This window comes from Streptomyces sp. NPDC090083, assembly GCF_044747445.1.
Lineage (GTDB): Bacteria > Actinomycetota > Actinomycetes > Streptomycetales > Streptomycetaceae > Streptomyces.
On record NZ_JBIVED010000008.1, the window covers coordinates 25,593 to 46,066 of the forward strand.

Below are 20,474 nucleotides of genomic sequence, written 5' to 3' on the forward strand. Positions count from 1 at the left end.
TGATCATTGGCGGACGGGCCGGGAGCTGCGCCCGACGTCGTCCGAGAACAGTTTATCGGTCGTGGTCGACAGACGGTCCCCCTGTCTCGCCTCTCGGGAAACGCTGTGACCTGCGGCACGCGCATTTTGCCGAATGGCGTGTGCCGTTGGCCAGAGCCGCCACGCACGAATGTCAGGTTTCGGCGAATCGACAGACGGCTGAAACACACCGGCCACACATCAGGTGAGCCGCTGTGCCACCAGGTCCCACACCGTGTCGGCCAGGGCTTCCTTCGGACCGTGGGGGACGGCGGTCTCACTGCCGTCGGCACCGAGCACCACCGCCTCGTTCTCCTCGGAACCGAACGTCTTGCGCTCGCCCACCTCGTTCACCACGAGGAGATCGCACCCCTTCCGTGTCAGTTTGGTACGGCCGTTGGCGAGGACGTCGTCCGTCTCGGCGGCGAATCCGACGACGATCTGTCCGGCGCGGGCGCGGTCGGTGGAGATCTCCGCGAGGATGTCCGGATTCCGCACCAGGACGATGGGGTCGGGTTCCTTGCCGTCCTTCTTCTTGATCTTCCCCGTCGCGTACTCCGCCGGGCGGAAGTCCGCGACCGCCGCCGCCATGACGACCGCGTCCGCGTCCGCGGCGGCCTTCAGCACCGCCTCCCGCAGCTGTACGGCGGTCCCGACCGGGACGACGTCGACGCCCGCCGGGTCCGTCAGTCCCGTGTTCGCCGCGATCAGGGTGACCCGGGCGCCCCGGGCGGCGGCGGTGCGCGCGAGGGCGTAGCCCTGCTTGCCGGAGGAGCGGTTGCCGAGGAAGCGGACCGGGTCGAGGGGCTCGCGGGTGCCGCCCGCGCTGACGACGACGTGCCGGCCCTTGAGGTCGGGCCCGGTGACGCTCCGGGCAAGGCTGTGCCTGCTCAGAACGTGGCGGCAGACCTCGAAGATCTCGGTGGGGTCGGGCAGTCGGCCCTTGCCGGTGTCGACACCGGTCAGCCGGCCGACGGCGGGCTCGATCACGACGGCGCCGCGGCGGCGCAGCGTCGCCACGTTCTCCTGGGTGGCCGGGTGTTCCCACATCTCCGTGTGCATGGCGGGCGCGAAGACGACCGGACAGCGGGCGGTGAGGAGGGTGTTGGTGAGGAGGTCGTCGGCGAGGCCGTGGGCCGCCTTGGCGAGCATGTCCGCCGTGGCCGGGGCCACGACCACCAGGTCGGCGCTCTGGCCGATGCGCACGTGCGGGACCTCGTGGACGTCGTTCCACACCTCCGTCGACACGGGGTGCCCGGAGAGCGCGGACCAGGTGGCCGCGCCGACGAAGTGCAGGGCGGACGCGGTGGGGACGACGCGGACGTCGTGGCCCGACTCCGTCAGTCTGCGCAGCAGCTCACAGGCCTTGTACGCGGCGATGCCACCGCTGACCCCCAGAACGACCTTGGGCTTGTCCACCGTCTCTCCCCGAGTTCGGAAACGTGCGTGCGACTCGTGCGATCCGTACGACTCCATGACACACCACAGGCCCGGCAGTCGCGCTGCCGGGCCTGTGGATAAAGCGGTCGCGGTCTGCAGATATGACTATCCACGGACTCCGGGCGACTCCGCGCGTGTATCAGGTCGCGGGGCCCTCGACGGCCTCGGAGGTCAGCAGACCCGCGTTGATCTCGCGCAGGGCGATGGAGAGCGGCTTCTCGTGGACGTGCGTGTCGACGAGCGGACCGACGTACTCGAGGAGGCCCTCACCGAGCTGGGAGTAGTACGCGTTGATCTGACGGGCACGCTTGGCGGCGTAGATCACGAGGCTGTACTTCGAGTCGGTGGCCTCGAGGAGCTCGTCGATCGGAGGGTTGATGATGCCCTCGGGAGCGGTGATGGAAGAGGACACGCTCTGCCTTCCGAAAGATGGGATGAGATCGGAAAAACGATCACACAACTTCCATCAAGGCTAGCAGCTCGCGCGCTACGTCCTCGACGGAGGTGTTGACCAGAGTCGCGTCGAACTCGGGCTCCGCCGCCAGCTCGATCTTCGCCGCGTCCAGGCGGCGCTCGATCACCTCGGGCGGCTCGGTGCCCCGTCCGGTGAGCCTGCGCACCAGCTCCTCCCAGGAGGGAGGGGCCAGGAACACGGAGTGCGCCTCGGCCATGGAGTCGCGGACCTGCCGGGCGCCCTGGAGGTCGATCTCCAGGAGGACCGGTACGCCGGACTCCAGATGTTCGAGCACGGCCGTGCGCGGTGTGCCGTAGCGGTTGCCGGCGAACTCGGCCCACTCGAGCAGCTCGCCGTTGGCGATCAGCTTGTCCATCTCCTCGTCGGAGACGAAGAAGTAGTGGACGCCGTGCTTCTCACCGGGGCGTGGCTTACGGGTCGTCGCCGACACCGAGAGCCACACCTCGGGGTGTTCCTTGCGCATATGGGCGACGACCGTGCTCTTGCCGACCCCGGAGGGGCCGGAGAGCACGGTCAGCCGCGGACGTACGTCCGGGGGCTCGGGGGTCGTCCCCCGGAATGTTGCAGCCATGCAGCGATTATTCCAGCAATCCCGGTGTGCCCGGGACTCCCGGTCCGGAGTGCCCGGACTCAGGAACCAGTGCTGCCGAACTCACGCTCCAGGGAGGCGATCTGGTTGGAACCAAGGCCACGGACACGGCGGCTCTCGGAGATACCGAGACGCTCCATGATCTGCTTGGCGCGGACCTTGCCCACGCCGGGCAGGGACTCAAGCAGGGCGGAGACCTTCATCTTGCCGATGACGTCGTTCTCCTGGCCCTGCTTGATGACGTCATGCAGGGAGGCGCCGGAGTGCTTGAGTCGATTCTTGACCTCGGCCCGCTCCCGGCGAGCCGCGGCGGCCTTTTCGAGCGCGGCTGCGCGCTGTTCAGGGGTAAGGGGCGGAAGAGCCACGCCTACGTCACCTCGGATGTCGAACTGTCGGATACGGACCGGTGAGGAACCTAGTCGCCCCACACCTGGGGAGCTACGAGCAACACGCTTGCCCGCGAACTCTGCTCGGAGACTAGCGGCCAGGGACGCCGGAGTCAGCGAGAACAGAGGAAAAGTCCTGGTCAGCCTGCGCCAGGCCGGACATTTGCGACATAACGCCCTCGATTTGAGGATGTATTCAGACTCAAGTCGCCCGGGAGCCGCTCCTCGGGCCACTCATCGGAGGACTCGATCGACCCGTTCGAACACCTCAGACGGTCGCAAAGGCGACGCGGATCTCCTCCGCGAAGCGGTCCGAGGCCTCCTGGAGCGCTCCGGCATCGGGACCGTGACGTAGAACACCCCGGCTCACGTTCGGGACGACATTGCGCAGCACCGGCCCGAAGACCCCGGGAAGATCGGCCGGCGTGGCCCCCTGCGCCCCGATGCCGGGCGCGAGGATCGGACCGTTGACGGCGAGGTCGTACGACGACAGGTCGCCCAGGGTCGCGCCGACGACGGCCCCGAAGGACCCCAGCGGGGTCTCCCCCGCGTTCTCGGCGGCCAGGTGGGCCAGCATGGTCGCTCCGATGTTCCGGCCGTCGGCGCGGACCGCGTGCTGCACCTCGCCGCCCTCCGGGTTGGAGGTCAGCGCGAGCACGAAGAGGCCGGCGCCGCTCTCCCGCGCCAGGTCGACCGCCGGGGCGAGCGAGCCGTAGCCGAGGTACGGGGAGACGGTCAGGGCGTCGGAGAAGAGCGGGGCGTCCTTGCGGAGGAAGGACTCGGCGTAGGCGGCCATGGTGGAGCCGATGTCGCCGCGCTTGGCGTCCATGACGATCAGCGCGCCCGCCGCCCGCGCCTCCTCGACGGACTTCTCCAGGACGGCGACCCCGCGCGAGCCGAAGCGCTCGAAGAAGGCGCTCTGCGGCTTGAGGACGGCGACCCGGTCGGCGAGGGCCTCGACGACCGTGCGGCTGAACCGCTCCAGGCCTGCCACGTCGTCGTTCAGGCCCCACTCGGCGAGCAGCGAGGCGTGCGGGTCGATGCCGACGCAGAGCGGGCCGCGCTCGTCCATGGCACGGCGGAGGCGTGCGCCGAAGGGTTCCAGGGGGCTCATACCGGCTTCCTCACGTCGGCGCCGACCGCGTCGGCGAGGGTGGCGTACGGGCTCGTGCGCAGGCGGGCGGCGAGGCCCTTGTGGATGGCGCGGCCCCAGAAGGGGCCCTCGTAGACGAAGGCGCTGTAGCCCTGCACCAGGGTGGCGCCGGCGAGGACGCGCTGCCAGACGTCCTCGGCGTTCTCGATGCCGCCGACGCCCACCAGGGTGATGCGGTCGCCCACGCGCGCGTAGAGGCGGCGCAGTACTTCCAGGGAGCGAGCCTTGAGGGGTGCCCCGGAGAGTCCGCCGGTCTCCTTCACGAGGGAGGGTTCGGCGGTCAGGCCCAGGCCCTCGCGCGCGATGGTCGTGTTCGTGGCGATGATGCCGTCCAGGCCGAGTTCGACGGCGAGGTCGGCGACCGCGTCCACGTCCTCGTCGGCGAGGTCGGGGGCGATCTTCACCAGGAGGGGCACGCGGCGGTCGGTGACCGCGCGGTCGGCGGCCTCGCGGACGGCGGTGAGCAGCGGGCGCAGGGCCTCGGTCGCCTGGAGGTTGCGCAGTCCGGGCGTGTTGGGCGACGACACGTTGACGACGAGGTAGTCGGCGTGCCGGGCGAGCCGCTCGGTCGACTTCACGTAGTCGCCGACGGCCTCCTCCTCGGGGACGACCTTGGTCTTGCCGATGTTGACGCCGACGACGGTCCTGAAGACCGCCTCACGGGCCTCCAGGCGGGCCGCCACGGCCGCGGAGCCCTCGTTGTTGAAGCCCATGCGGTTGATCAGCGCGCGGTCCGGCACGAGGCGGAACAGCCGCTTCTTGGGGTTGCCGGGCTGCGGCTCCCCCGTGACCGTGCCGATCTCGACGTGGTCGAAGCCGAGCATCGACATGCCGTCGATCGCGACCGCGTTCTTGTCGAAGCCCGCCGCGAGGCCGAAGGGGCCGTGCATGCGCAGCCCGAACGCCTCCGTGCGCAGCTCCTCGTACCGGGGCGCGAGGGCGGCGGCGACGAACGTCCGCAGCACGGGGACGCGGGCCGCGAGGCGGATCCAGCGGAAGGCGAGGTGATGGGCCTGCTCGGGGTCCATCCGCCGGAAGACGAGGTTGAAGAAGATCTTGTACATGGTGTCCTCATGGAGGAGGGGGACACCGTTTCCGGTGTCCCCCTCTCCGGCTGCTAGTCGCGGGCCGCGGTCAGGTGTTCGGCGTGTTCCTGGAGTGAACGCACGCCCACGTCACCGTGGTTGAGGGCGTCGATGCCCTGGACGGCGGCGGCGAGCGCCTGGACCGTCGTCAGGCACGGCACGGACCGCGCCACGGCCGCCGTGCGGATCTCGTAGCCGTCGAGGCGGCCGCCGGTGCCGTAGGGCGTGTTGACGATGAGGTCGACCTCGCCGTCGTGGATGAGCTGGACGATGGTCTTCTCGCCGTTCGGGCCGACGCCCTCGGACTGCTTGCGGACGACCGTCGCGTTCAGGCCGTTGCGCCTGAGGACCTCGGCGGTGCCGGAGGTGGCGAGCAGCTCGAAGCCGTGGGCGACCAGTTCGCGCGCCGGGAAGATCATCGAGCGCTTGTCGCGGTTGGCGACGGAGATGAACGCGCGGCCCTTGGTGGGCAGCGGGCCGTAGGCGCCGGCCTGGGACTTGGCGTACGCCGTGCCGAACACGGAGTCGATGCCCATGACCTCACCCGTGGAACGCATCTCCGGGCCGAGCACCGTGTCGACGCCACGCCCGCGGATGTCGCGGAAGCGCGACCACGGCATGACGGCCTCCTTGACGGAGATCGGCGCGTCCAGCGGGAGTTCGCCGCCGTCGCCGTGGGCCGGGAGCAGCCCCTCGGCGCGCAGTTCGGCGACGGTCGCGCCCAGCGAGATCCGGGCGGCGGCCTTCGCGAGCGGCACGGCGGTCGCCTTGGAGGTGAAGGGGACCGTACGGGACGCGCGCGGGTTGGCCTCCAGGACGTAGAGGATGTCGCCCGCCATCGCGAACTGGATGTTGATCAGGCCGCGGACGCCGACGCCCTTGGCGATGGCCTCCGTCGAGGTGCGCAGGCGCTTGATGTCGAAGCCGCCCAGGGTGATCGGGGGCAGGGCGCACGCCGAGTCGCCGGAGTGGATGCCGGCTTCCTCGATGTGCTCCATGACGCCGCCGAGGTACAGCTCGTGGCCGTCGTAGAGCGCGTCGACGTCGATCTCGATGGCGTCGTCCAGGAAGCGGTCGACCAGGACCGGCCGCGAGGGGCTGATCTCGGTGGACTCGGCGATGTACGACTCCAGGCGGGTCTCGTCGTAGACGATCTCCATGCCGCGTCCGCCGAGGACGTAGGACGGGCGGACGAGGACCGGGTAGCCGATCTCGTCGGCGATGGCCTTGGCGCCGACGAAGGTGGTGGCGGTGCCGTGCTTGGGGGCCGGGAGGCCCGCCTCGGCGAGGACCTGGCCGAAGGCGCCGCGGTCCTCGGCGGCGTGGATCGCCTCCGGGGACGTGCCGACGACGGGGACGCCGTTGTCCTTGAGGGCCTGGGCCAGGCCCAGCGGGGTCTGGCCGCCGAGCTGGACGACGACGCCCGCGACCGGGCCCGCCTGCTGCTCGGCGTGGACGATCTCCAGGACGTCCTCGAGCGTGAGCGGCTCGAAGTACAGGCGGTCGGAGGTGTCGTAGTCCGTGGAGACGGTCTCCGGGTTGCAGTTGACCATCACGGTCTCGTAGCCCGCGTCGCTGAGCGCGAAGGAGGCGTGGACGCAGGAGTAGTCGAACTCGATGCCCTGGCCGATGCGGTTGGGGCCCGACCCCAGGATGATGACCGCGGGCTTCTCGCGCGGGGCGACCTCGCTCTCCTCGTCGTAGGACGAGTAGAAGTACGGCGTCTTCGCGGCGAACTCGGCGGCGCAGGTGTCGACCGTCTTGTAGACCGGGCGGATGCCGAGCGCGTGCCGGACCTCGCGGACGACGTCCTCGCGCAGGCCCCGGATCTCACCGATCTGCTGGTCGGAGAAGCCGTGCCGCTTGGCGTCGGCGAGCAGCTCCGGCTCCAGCTTGTCGGCGGCGGACAGCTCGTCGGCGATCTCCTTGATGAGGAAGAGCTGGTCGACGAACCAGGGGTCGATCTTCGTGTACGCGAAGACCTCCTCCTGGGTGGCGCCCGCGCGGATGGCCTGCATGACGGTGTTGATCCGCCCGTCGGTGGGCCGTACCGCCTCTTCGAGGAGCTGCGTCTTGTCGCCGGGCTCGCCGACGAAGGTGAACTGGCTGCCCTTCTTCTCCAGGGAGCGCAGCGCCTTCTGGAAGGCCTCGGTGAAGTTGCGGCCGATGGCCATGGCCTCGCCGACCGACTTCATGGTGGTGGTGAGGGTGGAGTCGGCGCTCGGGAACTTCTCGAAGGCGAAACGCGGGGCCTTCACGACCACGTAGTCGAGGGTCGGCTCGAAGGAGGCCGGGGTCTCGCGCGTGATGTCGTTCGGGATCTCGTCGAGCGTGTAGCCGACGGCCAGCTTGGCGGCGATCTTGGCGATCGGGAAGCCGGTCGCCTTGGAGGCGAGCGCCGAGGACCGCGACACGCGCGGGTTCATCTCGATGACGATGACGCGGCCGTCGACCGGGTCGATCGCGAACTGGATGTTGCAGCCGCCGGTGTCGACGCCGACCTCGCGGATGATCGCGATGCCGATGTCCCGCAGGGTCTGGTACTCGCGGTCGGTCAGCGTCATCGCCGGGGCGACGGTGATCGAGTCGCCGGTGTGCACGCCCATGGGGTCGAAGTTCTCGATGGAGCAGACGACCACGACGTTGTCGTTCTTGTCGCGCATCAGCTCCAGCTCGTACTCCTTCCAGCCGAGGATGGACTCCTCCAGGAGGACCTCGGTGGTCGGCGAGAGGGTCAGGCCCTGGCCCGCGATGCGGCGCAGCTCCTCCTCGTCGTGCGCGAAGCCGGAGCCGGCGCCGCCCATGGTGAAGGACGGGCGGACGACGACGGGGTAGCCGCCGAGGGTCTCGACGCCCGCGATGACGTCGTCCATGGAGTGGCAGATGACCGAGCGGGCGGACTCGCCGTGGCCGATCTTCCGGCGGACGGCCTCGACGACGCCCTTGAAGAGGTCGCGGTCCTCGCCCTTGTTGATGGCCTCCACGTTGGCGCCGATCAGCTCGACGCCGTACTTGTCGAGGGTCCCGGCCTCGTGCAGCGAGATGGCCGTGTTGAGGGCCGTCTGACCGCCCAGGGTGGGCAGCAGGGCGTCCGGCCGCTCCTTGGCGATGATCTTCTCGACGAAGTCCGGGGTGATCGGCTCGACGTAGGTGGCGTCGGCGATCTCCGGGTCGGTCATGATCGTCGCCGGGTTGGAGTTGACCAGGATGACGCGGATGCCCTCGGCGCGCAGGATGCGGCAGGCCTGGGTGCCGGAGTAGTCGAACTCGGCGGCCTGGCCGATGACGATCGGACCCGAGCCGATGACCAGGACGGACTGGATATCGGAGCGCTTAGGCACGCTGGCCCTCCATCAGAGCTGTGTCCATCAAAGACGTGAAGCGGTCGAACAGGTAGGCGGCGTCGTGCGGGCCGGCGGCCGCTTCGGGGTGGTACTGGACGCTGAACGCCGGCCGGTCCAGCAGCCGCAGCCCTTCGACGACCTGGTCGTTCAGGCAGACGTGCGAGACCTCGGCGCGGCCGTAGGGGGTCTCGGAGACCTGGTCGAGGGGCGCGTCGACGGCGAAGCCGTGGTTGTGCGCGGTGACCTCGACCTTGCCCGTCGTCCGGTCCTGGACGGGCTGGTTGATGCCCCGGTGGCCGTACTTCAGCTTGTACGTGCCGAAGCCGAGCGCGCGGCCCAGGATCTGGTTGCCGAAGCAGATGCCGAAGAGCGGGGTGCCGCGCTCCAGGACGGCCCGCATGACGGCGACCGGGTGGTCGGCGGTGGCGGGGTCGCCGGGGCCGTTCGAGAAGAACACCCCGTCGGGCTGTACGGCGTACACGTCCTCGGCGGTCGCGGTGGCCGGGAGGACGTGCACCTCGATGCCGCGCTCGGCCATGCGGTGCGGGGTCATGCCCTTGATGCCGAGGTCGACGGCGGCGACGGTGTACTTCTTCTCGCCGATCGCGGGGACGACGTAGGCCTCCTTGGTGGCGACCTCGGCGGAGAGGTCCGCGCCCGTCATCTCGGGGGCCTCGCGCACCTCGGCGAGCAGGGTGTCGTCGTCGGGCAGCGTGGTGCCGGAGAAGATGCCGACGCGCATCGCGCCGCGCTCGCGCAGATGGCGGGTCAACGCGCGCGTGTCGATGCCGGAGATCCCGACGACGCCCTGGTCGCGCAGTTCCTCGTCGAGGGAGCGGCGGGAGCGCCAGTTGGACGGCATGCGCGCGGGGTCGCGCACCACGTACCCGGCGACCCAGATGCGCCGCGACTCGGGGTCCTCGTCGTTCACCCCGGTGTTCCCGACGTGCGGGGCGGTCATCACGACGACCTGGCGGTGGTACGACGGGTCGGTCAGGGTCTCCTGGTAGCCGGTCATGCCGGTGGAGAACACGGCCTCGCCGAAGGTCACCCCCACGGACCCGTAGGCACGGCCGCGGAAGATCCGGCCGTCCTCCAGGACGAGTACGGCGGGAACCTTGTCGGCTCCCCTGGTGGAGGTGGTCATCGTGCGCCTTCCGTGTCGGTCGTTTCGAGATTCTTGTTGATCATGCTGTTCAGGGTGTCGACCCACTCCGCGTGCTCGGCCGCGTGGTCGGACCGGAACCCGGAGTCGATCAGCCGGTCGCCGTGCGCCCACGTCACGACCAGGAGACCGCCCTCGCTGAGGACCTTCCCGGCGATGCCCTTGCCGAGCAGGGCCTCGCGCAGCGCGCCGGCCGGGATGAAGAAGTCGGTGGCTCCGGGGCGTACGACATCCAGGCCGGCCTCCGTCAGGGTCAGCTCGACCCGGCTGCGGGTGCCCAGGCCGTGCGCCACGATGCGGTCGAGCCACTGCCCGGCGGTGGTGGAGCCGTGGTAGCGGCCACTCATCGACAACACGGTCAGTCTCTCCTCGCCGGGCTCTTCCGGCGAGGTGGGCAGCTCGGGCAGGTCTCCCTGGAGCGTGCCGCGCCACTTCCAGCCCTCACGCATCAGCCAGTAGACGAGCGCGATGAACAGGGCGAGGCCGACGAGCCAGCCGATGCGGGCGGCCCAGTCGGTCACCGGGGCGGACTTCTCCCCGGCGGCGAGGTACGTCAGATGCAGAGGTGTCACGTGAGCTTCCCGTCGACGAGCGTGGCCTTGCCCCGGAGCCAGGTGTGCGTCACACGGCCCGGCAGCTCACGCCCCTCGTACGGGGTGTTGCGGCTGCGCGAGGCGAAGCCCGCGGGGTCCACCGCCCCACGGTATTCCGTGTCGACGAGCGTGAGGTTGGCGGGCTCACCAGCCGAGACGGGACGGCCGTGCCCGTGTGCCTGCCCGATCTCCGCGGGCTTGGCGGACATGCGCTCGGCGACCCCGGCCCAGGTGAGGAGTCCGGTGTCCACCATGGTCTCCTGCACCACTGACAACGCGGTCTCCAGGCCGACCATCCCCATGGCGGCGGCGGCCCACTCGCAGTCCTTGTCCTCGTGCGGGTGCGGGGCGTGGTCGGTGGCGACGATGTCGATCGTGCCGTCGGCGAGCGCTTCGCGCAGGGCCAGGACGTCCCGCTCGGTGCGCAGCGGCGGGTTGACCTTGAAGACGGGGTTGTAGGAGCGCACCAGCTCATCCGTGAGGAGGAGGTGGTGCGGGGTGACCTCGGCGGTCACGTCGATGCCCCGGGACTTGGCCCAGCGGACGATCTCGACGGACCCGGCGGTCGACAGGTGGCAGATGTGGACGCGGGAGCCGACGTGCTCGGCGAGCAGGACGTCCCGGGCGATGATCGACTCCTCGGCCACCGCGGGCCAGCCCCCGAGTCCGAGTTCGGCGGAGACGACGCCCTCGTTCATCTGGGCGCCCTCGGTCAGCCGCGGCTCCTGCGCGTGCTGGGCGACGACTCCGCCGAAGGCCTTCACGTACTCCAGGGCTCGGCGCATGATCACCGCGTCGTCGACGCACTTGCCGTCGTCGGAGAAGACGGTGACTCCGGCGGCCGACTCGTGCATGGCGCCCAGTTCGGCGAGCTTCTTGCCCTCCAGGCCGACGGTGACGGCTCCGATGGGCTGCACGTCGCAGTAGCCGTGCTCCCGGCCGAGCCGGTAGACCTGCTCGACGACGCCGGCGGTGTCGGCGACGGGGAAGGTGTTGGCCATGGCGAACACGGCCGTGTAACCGCCGCTGGCGGCCGCGCGGGTGCCGGTCAGGACGGTCTCGGAGTCCTCGCGGCCGGGCTCGCGGAGGTGGGTGTGGAGGTCGACGAGACCGGGGAGGAGGACCTTGCCCTCCGCCTCGACGACGTCGGCGCCCTCGGCGCTCAGCCCGGCCCCCACCTCGGCGATGGTGTCCCCGTCGATCAGCACGTCCTGCGGCTCGCCGCCGAGGATCTTCGCACCACGGATCAGGATCTTGCTCATGTGACTTACTTCTCCTCGATGCGGGCGTGGCTGACGGCGGGTTCGTTGCCGCCCAGAAGCAGATAGAGCACGGCCATCCGGATGGAGACTCCGTTTGCGACCTGCTCGACGACGGTGCAGCGGTCCGAGTCGGCGACCTCGGCGGTGATCTCCATGCCCCGGACCATCGGCCCCGGGTGCATCACGATCGCGTGCTCGGGCATCTTCGCCATCCGCTCGCCGTCCAGGCCGTAGCGCCGCGAGTACTCGCGCTCGGTCGGGAAGAACGCCGCGTTCATGCGCTCGCGCTGCACGCGCAGCAGCATCACCGCGTCGGACTTGGAGAGCGTGCTGTCGAGGTCGTAGGAGACCTCGCAGGGCCAGGACTCGACGCCGACCGGCACCAGGGTCGGCGGGGCGACGAGGGTGACCTCGGCGCCGAGGGTGTGCAGCAGGTCGACGTTCGAGCGGGCGACCCGGCTGTGCAGGATGTCGCCGACCAGCGTGATCCGCTTGCCGGCCAGGTCCCGCCCGATCCCGGTGTCCCGGCCGACGAGCCGGCGCCGCATGGTGAACGCGTCGAGCAGCGCCTGCGTCGGGTGCTGGTGGGTGCCGTCGCCGGCGTTGATGACGGCCGCGTCGATCCACCCGGAGGTGGCGAGCCGGTACGGCGCCCCGGAGGCCCCGTGCCGGATGACCACCGCGTCGACGCCCATGGCCTCCAGGGTCTGCGCGGTGTCCTTCAGGGACTCGCCCTTGGAGACGCTCGACCCCTTGGCGGTGAAGTTGATGACGTCGGCGGAGAGGCGCTTCTCGGCGGCTTCGAAGGAGATACGCGTACGCGTGGAGTCCTCGAAGAAGAGGTTCACGACGGTACGGCCGCGCAGGGTCGGCAGTTTCTTGATCGGCCGGTCGGCGACCCTGGCCATCTCCTCGGCGGTGTCGAGGATCAGGACGGCGTCGTCGCGGGTGAGGTCGGCGGCCGAGATGAGATGACGCTGCATCTGTCAGGCTCCGTAAGGCAGTTCAGGTTCGGGGAGAATCCGGGCGCACGGGGGCGCGGTCGTACGGACAGGGCCGTACGCGCGCGTGCTATTGCTGCTGTTCGCCCGAGGAGGTCCGCTTCGCACCGAGCAGCACGGTGTCGCGACCGTCCTCCTCGGCGAGCTGGACCTTGACCGTCTCCCGCAGCGACGTGGGGAGGTTCTTGCCGACGTAGTCGGCGCGGATGGGCAGTTCGCGGTGGCCTCTGTCGACCAGCACCGCGAGCTGCACCGCGCGGGGACGCCCGATGTCGTTCAGGGCGTCGAGGGCGGCGCGGATGGTGCGGCCGGAGAAGAGCACGTCGTCGACGAGGACGACCAGGCGGCCGTCGATGCCGTCACCGGGGATGTCGGTGCGGGCCAGCGCGCGCGGCGGGTGCATGCGCAGGTCGTCGCGGTACATGGTGATGTCGAGGGAGCCGACCGGGATCTTGCGGTCGGTGATCTCCTGGAGCTTGACGGCGAGCCGCTGGGCGAGGAAGACGCCCCGGGTCGGAATGCCGAGGAGCACCACGTCGTCGGCGCCCTTGGCGCGCTCGACGATCTCGTGGGCGATGCGGGTCAGGACCCGCGCGATGTCGGGGGCTTCGAGAACCGGCCGGGCATCGGACTCGTACTGCTGGGTGTCCATAAGAAACGGACCTCCTTCTCCGCCTCACGGGACGGACCTTAAAGGACGTCGGATTTGCGCCGTCCACGGTAGCAGGCCGGGGTGACGTCCCTGATCACCCCTGTGGAGTAATCGGCCGGGGCCGCCGAGGAAGAGCCGGTGCGGACCATTCGGCTTGACGCGGGAGCGTAACGCTGCGTAACCTCACAGTGAGTTACCAGCCGCGCGGCGCGGAAACACTGCAGCCGCGTCGACACAGTGTCCGGGAGCTATATGTCCAGCGAATACGCCAAACAGCTCGGGGCCAAGCTCCGGGCCATCCGCACCCAGCAGGGCCTTTCCCTCCACGGTGTCGAGGAGAAGTCCCAGGGACGCTGGAAGGCGGTCGTGGTCGGGTCGTACGAGCGCGGCGACCGTGCCGTCACCGTGCAGCGCCTCGCCGAGCTGGCGGACTTCTACGGGGTTCCGGTGCAGGAGCTGCTGCCGGGCACCACGCCGGGCGGGGCCGCCGAGCCGCCGCCGAAGCTGGTCCTCGACCTGGAGCGACTGGCCCACGTGCCCGCCGAGAAGGCCGGCCCGCTGCAGCGCTACGCGGCGACGATCCAGTCCCAGCGCGGTGACTACAACGGCAAGGTGCTCTCGATCCGCCAGGACGACCTGCGCACACTCGCCGTCATCTACGACCAGTCGCCCTCGGTCCTCACCGAGCAGCTGATCAGCTGGGGCGTGCTGGACGCCGACGCGCGGCGCGCGGTCTCCCACGAGGAGAGCTGAGCCCGCTCCCTGCCTGAGCAGAAACGTGCCGCCGGGGTGGCCGGAACTTCACGGTTCCGGCCACCCCGGCGGCTTTCTGCGGGCCTCAGGAGCCTCACGGACCCCATGAGTCCTCCACGGGCGCGGCGGAACGCCGGAGGGCCCGCAGCGGTGTCGCTGCGGGCCCTCCGGCGTGTCGCTCGCGTATCGCTCTCGCGTCCTGCCTTACGCCTCGTCCCGGCGCAGCGTGGGCTTCAGGTCCTTGAACCGGCCCAGCAGGCCGTTGACGAACGAGGGCGACTCGTCCGTCGAGAACTCCTTGGCCAGCTGCACCATCTCGTCGAGGACCACGGCGTCCGGCGTCTCGTCGGCCCAGATCAGCTCGTAGGCGCCGAGGCGCAGGATGTTGCGGTCCACCACGGGCATGCGGTCGAGCGTCCAGCCCACCGAGTACTGCGCGATCAGCTCGTCGATACGGCGCGCGTGCTCGGCGTACCCCTCGACCAGTTGCATCGTGTACTCGCTGACCGGCGGCTGCCGGGTGTCGTCCCGGGAGAGCCGGATCCAGTCCGCGAGGACGGTCTGGACGCCGACACCGCGCTGGTCGCCCTCGAAGAGGATCTGGAAGGCGCGCTTGCGGGCCGTATTGCGGGCAGCCACGGTTAGCTGTTCACCCGGCCGAGGTAGTCGCTGGAGCGGGTGTCGACCTTGATCTTCTCACCGGTGGTGATGAAGAGCGGGACCTGGATCTGGTGGCCGGTCTCCAGAGTGGCGGGCTTGGTGCCACCGGTGGAGCGGTCGCCCTGGACGCCGGGCTCGGTCTCCTGGACGACCAGCTCGACGGCGGCCGGCAGCTCGACGAAGAGCACCTCGCCCTCGTGCTGGGCGACCGTGGCGGTGAAGCCCTCGATCAGGAAGTTGGCGGCGTCGCCGACGGCCTTGCGGTCGACCATGAGCTGGTCGTAGGTCTCCATGTCCATGAAGACGAAGTAGTCGCCGTCCATGTACGAGAACTGCATGTCGCGCTTGTCGACAGTGGCCGTCTCGACCTTGACGCCGGCGTTGAACGTCTTGTCGACGACCTTGCCGGAGAGCACGTTCTTGAGCTTGGTGCGCACGAAGGCAGGGCCCTTGCCGGGCTTGACGTGCTGGAACTCGACGACGGACCAGAGCTGGCCCCCGTCGAGCTTGAGCACCAGGCCGTTCTTGAGGTCGTTCGTGGAAGCCACGGTTGCGGAATCTCCTGGACTGACGTGGACGACCCCGGGGACACGCGCACAGCTCGGAAAAGCTAGAGCGCGAGCAGCTCCTTGGTCGTGATGGTGAGTAGCTCGGGTCCGCCGTCCGCCTCAGGGCGTACGACGAGCGTGTCATCGATCCGGACACCGCCCCGGCCCGGGAGGTGGACCCCCGGTTCGACGGTGACCGGCACGCAAGCGTCCAGTTTACCCATGGCCGCGGGGGCCAACTGCGGGTCCTCGTCGATTTCGAGTCCGACACCGTGGCCGGTGAGGGGTGCGAGGCCCTCGGAATGCCCTGCGGAGTCCAGCACCTGACGGGCCGCGCGGTCGACATCGCGGTAGGCGACGCCGGGGGTCAGGGACTCCCTCGCGGCGCGCTGGGCGGCGAAGACGAGGTCGTAGAGATCGATCTGCCAGTCGGCGGGCGAGGTCCCGATGACGAACGTACGGCCGATCTCGCAGCGGTAGCCGCGGTAGTCGGCGCCGAGGCAGACGGAGAGGAAATCTCCTTCCTCGACCCGGCGGTCGGTCGGCCGGTGGCCGCGTCTGCCCGCGTGCGGGCCGGTGGCGACGGAGGTCGCGAAGGCGGGGCCGTCGGCGCCGTGGTCGACGAGCCGTCGCTCCAGCTCGAGGGCGAGATGGCGTTCGGTGCGGCCGACGAGGATCGACTCCAGCAGCTCGCCGAGGGCCTGGTCGGCGATCTCGGCGCCGATGCGCAGACAGGAGATCTCCTCCTCGTCCTTGACGACCCGCAGCTGTTCGACCGCGCCGCCGATGTCGGTGAGGCGGAGCGTGGGGGCGACCGAGAGGAGGGCCCGGTGGCGGGCCACGGTGAGGTGGTGTTCTTCCACGGCCATGGATTCCGCGCCCTGGGCCGCCGCGAGGTCTGCCGCCGCCACAGCCGGGTCGGCGGCGGGGGCCGCGAGTTCGTGGATGCGGAGGGATTCGTCGGGGCGGGCGTCCGCGGGGCGGTCCTCCGGGGGGACGGCGCAGACGAGGAGGTCCTCGCGTCTGCCCAGGAGCAGGACGGTGCCCTGCGGGGCCGGGCCCGCCAGGTAGCGCACGTTGGCCGGGCGGGTGACCAGGGCGGACTGGCTGCCTGCGGCTTGCGCTCGTTCTCTCAGCCTGGCTCGGCGGGCTGCGTAGACCTCTGACATGAGATGAGCGTAGGAGGGGTGGCTGGATTGTGCCGGTTGGGAGAGTGCCGTTCGGGGGACGGGGGGGGCGGGATCGGCTGCGCCGGGCGGGATCGGTTGAGTGCCCGAGGCGGGATCGGTTGTGTGCCGGGTGCGGGTTCGGTGGGGGCTTGTCGCGCAGTTCCCCGCGCCCCTGGGGTGGGTCGGCTCGGCCCGTGACTTGCCAGTTCGGGGGGATGGGGGCGCGGGATCGGTCGAGTGCCGAGTGCGGGATCGGTGGGGGCTTGTCGCGCCGTTCCTCGCGCCCCTGGGGTGGGTCGGCTCGGCCCGTGGTTACCAGTTCGGGGGGCTTGCTATGGAGCGGGCCAGGACGTCGTTCAGGACCTGGGCTGTTTGTGGGACGTCCATTTGGGAGTTGTCGATGATCGGGAGGCCCGAGCCGTACCAGCCGGCCATGCGGCCGTGGATGCGGGCGACCTCCTCGTCGGTGAGGCGGCGGTTGCCGGAGCGCTCCGCGTTGCGTTCCAGGACGATCTCCAGGCCGGGGAGGAGGACGACCGGGAGGAGGCCGGGGCCCACGTGCCGCTTCCAGCCACCGAGGCCGACGACCGGGCGGTCGGGGAAGACCGCGTCGTCGAGGATGCACGAGATGCCGTTGGCGAGGAAGTTGCGGGCGGCGAAGCCACAGGTGCGGCGGGCCAGGCGGTACTGGGCCTCGGAGTGGTCGTTCCAGCCGGACTGCGGGTCGGCGAAGCCGGAGCGGACCCATTCGCGGACGTCGTCGAGGCTGATGTGGGCCGTGGGGACCCGGCGATGGTCCGCCCAGTACTTCGCGACGCTCGTCTTGCCCGCGCCGGCGGGGCCGATGAGCAGCACCGCGAGGGTCGTCGAGGTCGGGTCGGCCGTGGCCTGGGCCGGTGGTGTGCTGGGCATGGGCACGGGGCCGCCCGGCGGGAGCTGGATGTGGCCGGTGGTGTCCGGGGCGTGCCGGGGCACCGCGTGCGGCAGCGGCGGGCCGGGCGCGAAGCCCGGGGCCGGCGGCGGGGGCGGCACGGGGGCCGGGCCCGGGTGGGGCGGCCCGGACTGTTGTCCGGCCGGGGACCAACCGGTGGTCGGTCCCTGCCCCGGCTGGTGGGGCGGCGGCAGCGGAGACCCCACTGCGTCCTGCATCCGGTGCCACTCCGTCTCGTCTTTTCCGGCGCGTCCCTCCGGCTCACTCGCAGAAGGCAATGGGCGCTGGCGGCGGACCCGAGCCCGCTCCCTACCGAACGGTACCTTCCCCGGCCGCCATTTGGTGAACGGCCGGGGAGGGGCCGAAGTGCCCGTCGGCACAAGGCGATTCGGGCGGAAGGTTCAGTCCGGTACTTACTCGCCCACTTCGCCGTACGCGGCGAGGAGAACGGCCGGGTCGGGCCCTTCCAGCACCGTCGGCTTGGCGAGGCCGTCGAGGACGATGAACCGCAGCAGGTCGCCGCGGGACTTCTTGTCGACCTTCATGGTCTCCAGCAGCTTGGGCCACTGGTCGTACCGGTAGCTGAGCGGCAGGCCGACCGAGGCGAGGACCGTACGGTGCCGGTCCGCCGTCGCGTCGTCCAGCCGGCCCGCGAGACGGCCCAGTTCGGCCGCGAAGTGCATGCCGACGGCCACCGCGGCGCCGTGCCGCCACTTGTACCGCTCGTTCTTCTCGATGGCGTGCGCGAGGGTGTGGCCGTAGTTCAGGATCTCGCGCAGGCCCGACTCCTTGAGGTCGGCGGAGACGACCTCGGCCTTGACCTTGATGGAGCGTTCGATGAGTTCGGCGGTGTGCGGTCCGGCCGGGGTGCGGGCGGACTCCGGGTCGGACTCGATGAGTTCGAGGATCACCGGGTCGGCGATGAAACCGGCCTTGATGATCTCGGCGAGCCCGGAGACGTAGTCGTTGACCGGGAGGGAGTCCAGCGCGGCGAGGTCGCAGAGGACGCCGGCCGGCGGGTGGAAGGAGCCGACGAGGTTCTTGCCCTCGGCGGTGTTGATGCCGGTCTTGCCACCAACGGCCGCGTCGACCATGGCGAGCACGGTCGTCGGTACGGCGATCCACCGGACCCCGCGCAGCCAGGTCGCGGCGACGAACCCGGCCAGGTCGGTGGTGGAGCCGCCGCCGACACCGACGATGACGTCGGAGCGGGTGAAGCCGGACTGGCCCAGCGCCTTCCAGCAGTAGGCGGCGACCTCGGCGGTCTTGGCCTCCTCCGCGTTCGGCACCTGGATGGCGACGGCCTCGAAGCCCTGCCCGGCCAGGTCGGCGCGCAGCGCCTCACCCGTCTCGTCCAGCGCCTCGGGGTGGATGATGGCGACCCGCTTGGCCCGGTCGCCGATCAACCCGCCCAGTTCGCCCAGGAGTTGGCGGCCCACCAGGACCTCGTACGGGTCGCTGCCCGCCGTGCCGCCGACCTGGATCCGCGTCACTGACTCGCTCATGCTTCCTTCAACTCCAGTGCGTCCAGGACGGCTTGGGTGACGTCCTCGGGGGTGCGGCCGTCCGTGGGTACGACGGCCCGCGCGACCTCGGCGTACAAGTGACGCCTGGCTTCCATCAGTTCGCGCCACTGCTTGCGGGGGTTGATGGCGAGCAGCGGGCGGGCCGCGTTCAGGCCGGTGCGCCTGACGGCCTCCTCCACGTCCATGGAGAGGTAGACGACCCGGTGTCCGGCGAGCAGGGCGCGCGTGTCCTCGTCGAGGATCGAGCCGCCGCCGAGCGCGAGGACGCCGTCGTGCCCGGCGAGTGCCTGGTGCACGGCGCGCTTCTCGATCGCGCGGAAGACGGGCTCGCCCTCGTCGACGAAGATCTCGGCGATGGTGCGGCCCTCGGAGGCCACGATGTCGTCGTCGGTGTCCCGGTAGGCGACACCGAGCCGCTCGGCGAGCTGCTGCCCGACGGTGGACTTGCCGACGCCCATGGGACCGACCAGGACGACCAGCGGGGCCGCGGTCACCGGATGGCCAGGTTCTCGAGGTACGAGCGGACGTTCCGGCGGGTCTCCGGCACCGAGTCGCCGCCGAACTTCTCCGCCACGGCGTCCGCGAGGACGAGGGCGACCATCGCCTCGGCGACGATGCCGGCGGCCGGGACCGCGGAGACGTCGGAGCGCTGGTGGTGGGCCTGGGTGGCCTCACCGGTGGCCACGTCGACGGTCTGCAGGGCGCGCGGCACGGTCGCGATGGGCTTCATCGCGGCACGTACGCGCAGCAGCTCACCGGTACTCAGCCCGCCCTCGGTGCCACCGGAGCGGCCCGACACCCGGCGGATGCCCTCATCGGTGCTGACGATCTCGTCGTGCGCCTGCGAGCCGGGCACCCGCGCCAGCTCGAAGCCGTCGCCGATCTCGACGCCCTTGATCGCCTGGATGCCCATGAGGGCACCGGCGAGCCGGGCGTCCAGCTTGCGGTCCCAGTGCACGTGCGAGCCGAGGCCCACGGGGACGCCGTAGGCCAGGATCTCGACCACACCGCCCAGGGTGTCGCCGTCCTTGTGGGCCTGGTCGATCTCCGCGACCATTGCCTTCGACGCGTCGGCGTCCAGGCAGCGCACGGGGTCGGCGTCCAGCCTCTCGACGTCGTCCGGCGTGGGCAGGACGCCCTGCGAGGCCTTCGCGGAGGCCAGTTCGACGACGTGCGAGACGATCTCGATCCCGGCCGTCTCCTTGAGGTACGAGCGGGCGACGGCGCCGAGCGCGACCCGGGCCGCGGTCTCCCTCGCCGACGCGCGCTCCAGGATCGGGCGGGCCTCGTCGAAGCCGTACTTCTGCATACCGGCGAGGTCGGCGTGGCCGGGGCGCGGGCGGGTCAGCGGGGCGTTGCGGGCGAGTCCGGCCAGGATCTCCGGGTCGACCGGGTCGGCGGCCATGACCTGCTCCCACTTGGGCCACTCGGTGTTGCCGACCATGATGGCGACCGGCGAACCGAGGGTGAGGCCGTGCCGGACACCGCCGAGGAAGGTGACCTCGTCGCGCTCGAACTTCATGCGCGCGCCACGTCCATAGCCGAGCCGGCGCCGGGCCAGGTGGTCCGCCACCATGTCCGTGGTGATCGGCACGCCGGCGGGAAGGCCCTCCAGCGTCGCCACGAGTGCGGGACCGTGGGACTCCCCCGCGGTCAGCCAGCGCAACCTGCTCAACGGTGCTCCTCATGCTCGCGCCCTGGTACTGCCCTGCGTACGCACGTCC

The 20,474-nt window shown here is 70.6% G+C and carries 20 protein-coding genes; 1 reads left to right on the plus strand and 19 read right to left on the minus strand.

The features are described 5' to 3' along the window. Positions 1 to 219: 219 nt before the first annotated feature. The 12 genes from coaBC to pyrR all read right to left on the minus strand — a co-directional run bounded on the left by coaBC (position 220) and on the right by pyrR (position 13,163). The gene (gene coaBC, locus ACIPTO_RS26580) at positions 220 to 1,437 is read right to left on the minus strand and encodes a bifunctional phosphopantothenoylcysteine decarboxylase/phosphopantothenate--cysteine ligase CoaBC (RefSeq protein WP_401196200.1); all 1,218 of its coding nucleotides are present in this window, start codon (positions 1,435 to 1,437) and stop codon (positions 220 to 222) included. Positions 1,438 to 1,597: 160 nt separating this feature from the next. Next, positions 1,598 to 1,870, minus strand: coding sequence for a DNA-directed RNA polymerase subunit omega (rpoZ, locus tag ACIPTO_RS26585; protein WP_019059732.1), 273 nt, complete (start codon positions 1,868 to 1,870; stop codon positions 1,598 to 1,600). A gap of 40 nt (positions 1,871 to 1,910) precedes the next feature. Continuing rightward, on the minus strand, positions 1,911 to 2,504 hold the full coding sequence (gene gmk, locus ACIPTO_RS26590; RefSeq protein WP_366323176.1) for a guanylate kinase: 594 nt from the start codon (positions 2,502 to 2,504) through the stop codon (positions 1,911 to 1,913). 59 nt (positions 2,505 to 2,563) lie between these two features. Beyond that, on the minus strand, positions 2,564 to 2,887 hold the full coding sequence (locus ACIPTO_RS26595) for an integration host factor (RefSeq protein ID WP_019059734.1): 324 nt from the start codon (positions 2,885 to 2,887) through the stop codon (positions 2,564 to 2,566). A 289-nt stretch (positions 2,888 to 3,176) separates the two neighbouring features. Beyond that, complete coding sequence (gene pyrF / locus ACIPTO_RS26600; protein ID WP_366323174.1) at positions 3,177 to 4,022, minus strand: orotidine-5'-phosphate decarboxylase; 846 nt, start codon at positions 4,020 to 4,022, stop codon at positions 3,177 to 3,179. After that, on the minus strand, positions 4,019 to 5,125 hold the full coding sequence (locus tag ACIPTO_RS26605; RefSeq protein ID WP_401196205.1) for a quinone-dependent dihydroorotate dehydrogenase: 1,107 nt from the start codon (positions 5,123 to 5,125) through the stop codon (positions 4,019 to 4,021). Before ACIPTO_RS26605 ends, pyrF begins: the two co-directional genes overlap by 4 nt. Before the next feature lie 53 nt (positions 5,126 to 5,178). Further along, the gene (gene carB, locus ACIPTO_RS26610; RefSeq protein WP_401196208.1) at positions 5,179 to 8,487 is read right to left on the minus strand and encodes a carbamoyl-phosphate synthase large subunit; all 3,309 of its coding nucleotides are present in this window, start codon (positions 8,485 to 8,487) and stop codon (positions 5,179 to 5,181) included. After that, positions 8,480 to 9,637, minus strand: coding sequence for a glutamine-hydrolyzing carbamoyl-phosphate synthase small subunit (gene carA, locus ACIPTO_RS26615; protein WP_401196210.1), 1,158 nt, complete (start codon positions 9,635 to 9,637; stop codon positions 8,480 to 8,482). Before carA ends, carB begins: the two co-directional genes overlap by 8 nt. Beyond that, positions 9,634 to 10,227, minus strand: a complete 594-nt coding sequence (locus ACIPTO_RS26620; RefSeq protein ID WP_366323167.1) for a hypothetical protein — start codon at positions 10,225 to 10,227, stop codon at positions 9,634 to 9,636. Before ACIPTO_RS26620 ends, carA begins: the two co-directional genes overlap by 4 nt. Beyond that, positions 10,224 to 11,510 carry a dihydroorotase gene (locus ACIPTO_RS26625; protein ID WP_366323165.1) on the minus strand — a complete coding sequence of 429 codons (1,287 nt, stop codon included), beginning with the start codon at positions 11,508 to 11,510 and terminating at the stop codon, positions 10,224 to 10,226. Before ACIPTO_RS26625 ends, ACIPTO_RS26620 begins: the two co-directional genes overlap by 4 nt. Before the next feature lie 5 nt (positions 11,511 to 11,515). Continuing rightward, positions 11,516 to 12,493 (minus strand): aspartate carbamoyltransferase catalytic subunit, encoded by a 978-nt coding sequence (locus tag ACIPTO_RS26630; protein WP_266766947.1) that lies wholly within the window; start codon positions 12,491 to 12,493, stop codon positions 11,516 to 11,518. 88 nt (positions 12,494 to 12,581) lie between these two features. Next, the gene (gene pyrR / locus ACIPTO_RS26635) at positions 12,582 to 13,163 is read right to left on the minus strand and encodes a bifunctional pyr operon transcriptional regulator/uracil phosphoribosyltransferase PyrR (protein ID WP_401196214.1); all 582 of its coding nucleotides are present in this window, start codon (positions 13,161 to 13,163) and stop codon (positions 12,582 to 12,584) included. A 252-nt stretch (positions 13,164 to 13,415) separates the two neighbouring features. On the opposite strand from pyrR, the gene bldD reads away from it, so the two are divergent. Continuing rightward, positions 13,416 to 13,916 carry a transcriptional regulator BldD gene (bldD, locus tag ACIPTO_RS26640; RefSeq protein WP_003956405.1) on the plus strand — a complete coding sequence of 167 codons (501 nt, stop codon included), beginning with the start codon at positions 13,416 to 13,418 and terminating at the stop codon, positions 13,914 to 13,916. Between the two features lie 204 nt (positions 13,917 to 14,120). Here the strand turns inward: bldD and nusB are convergent, their stop codons facing one another. The 7 genes from nusB to aroC form a co-directional block, all read right to left on the minus strand. Further along, a complete protein-coding gene (gene nusB, locus ACIPTO_RS26645; RefSeq protein WP_366323160.1) occupies positions 14,121 to 14,555 on the minus strand; it encodes a transcription antitermination factor NusB in 435 nt (144 codons plus the stop codon). 2 nt (positions 14,556 to 14,557) lie between these two features. Next, positions 14,558 to 15,124 (minus strand): elongation factor P, encoded by a 567-nt coding sequence (gene efp / locus ACIPTO_RS26650; RefSeq protein WP_366323158.1) that lies wholly within the window; start codon positions 15,122 to 15,124, stop codon positions 14,558 to 14,560. A gap of 62 nt (positions 15,125 to 15,186) precedes the next feature. Further along, positions 15,187 to 16,293 carry a M24 family metallopeptidase gene (locus ACIPTO_RS26655; RefSeq protein ID WP_401196217.1) on the minus strand — a complete coding sequence of 369 codons (1,107 nt, stop codon included), beginning with the start codon at positions 16,291 to 16,293 and terminating at the stop codon, positions 15,187 to 15,189. A 312-nt stretch (positions 16,294 to 16,605) separates the two neighbouring features. Next, complete coding sequence (locus tag ACIPTO_RS26660) at positions 16,606 to 17,442, minus strand: Pro-rich N-terminal domain-containing protein (RefSeq protein WP_366323154.1); 837 nt, start codon at positions 17,440 to 17,442, stop codon at positions 16,606 to 16,608. A gap of 195 nt (positions 17,443 to 17,637) precedes the next feature. After that, positions 17,638 to 18,729 (minus strand): 3-dehydroquinate synthase, encoded by a 1,092-nt coding sequence (gene aroB, locus ACIPTO_RS26665; protein WP_352180424.1) that lies wholly within the window; start codon positions 18,727 to 18,729, stop codon positions 17,638 to 17,640. After that, positions 18,726 to 19,244, minus strand: a complete 519-nt coding sequence (locus ACIPTO_RS26670) for a shikimate kinase (protein WP_366323152.1) — start codon at positions 19,242 to 19,244, stop codon at positions 18,726 to 18,728. The genes aroB and ACIPTO_RS26670 overlap by 4 nt, the downstream gene beginning before the upstream one ends. Further along, a complete protein-coding gene (gene aroC / locus ACIPTO_RS26675) occupies positions 19,241 to 20,425 on the minus strand; it encodes a chorismate synthase (RefSeq protein ID WP_401196221.1) in 1,185 nt (394 codons plus the stop codon). The genes ACIPTO_RS26670 and aroC overlap by 4 nt, the downstream gene beginning before the upstream one ends. Between the last annotated feature and the right edge of the window lie 49 nt (positions 20,426 to 20,474).

Coding starts and splice junctions, on each gene's coding strand:
- ACIPTO_RS26660 (WP_366323154.1), bottom strand. CDS start 17,442: ATGCAGGACGCAGTGGGGTCTCCGCTGCCGCCGCCCCACCAGCCGGGG.
- ACIPTO_RS26605 (WP_401196205.1), bottom strand. CDS start 5,125: ATGTACAAGATCTTCTTCAACCTCGTCTTCCGGCGGATGGACCCCGAG.
- bldD (WP_003956405.1), top strand. CDS start 13,416: ATGTCCAGCGAATACGCCAAACAGCTCGGGGCCAAGCTCCGGGCCATC.
- ACIPTO_RS26625 (WP_366323165.1), bottom strand. CDS start 11,510: ATGAGCAAGATCCTGATCCGTGGTGCGAAGATCCTCGGCGGCGAGCCG.
- aroB (WP_352180424.1), bottom strand. CDS start 18,729: ATGAGCGAGTCAGTGACGCGGATCCAGGTCGGCGGCACGGCGGGCAGC.
- carA (WP_401196210.1), bottom strand. CDS start 9,637: ATGACCACCTCCACCAGGGGAGCCGACAAGGTTCCCGCCGTACTCGTC.
- gmk (WP_366323176.1), bottom strand. CDS start 2,504: ATGGCTGCAACATTCCGGGGGACGACCCCCGAGCCCCCGGACGTACGT.
- pyrR (WP_401196214.1), bottom strand. CDS start 13,163: ATGGACACCCAGCAGTACGAGTCCGATGCCCGGCCGGTTCTCGAAGCC.
- ACIPTO_RS26630 (WP_266766947.1), bottom strand. CDS start 12,493: ATGCAGCGTCATCTCATCTCGGCCGCCGACCTCACCCGCGACGACGCC.
- ACIPTO_RS26655 (WP_401196217.1), bottom strand. CDS start 16,293: ATGTCAGAGGTCTACGCAGCCCGCCGAGCCAGGCTGAGAGAACGAGCG.
- pyrF (WP_366323174.1), bottom strand. CDS start 4,022: ATGAGCCCCCTGGAACCCTTCGGCGCACGCCTCCGCCGTGCCATGGAC.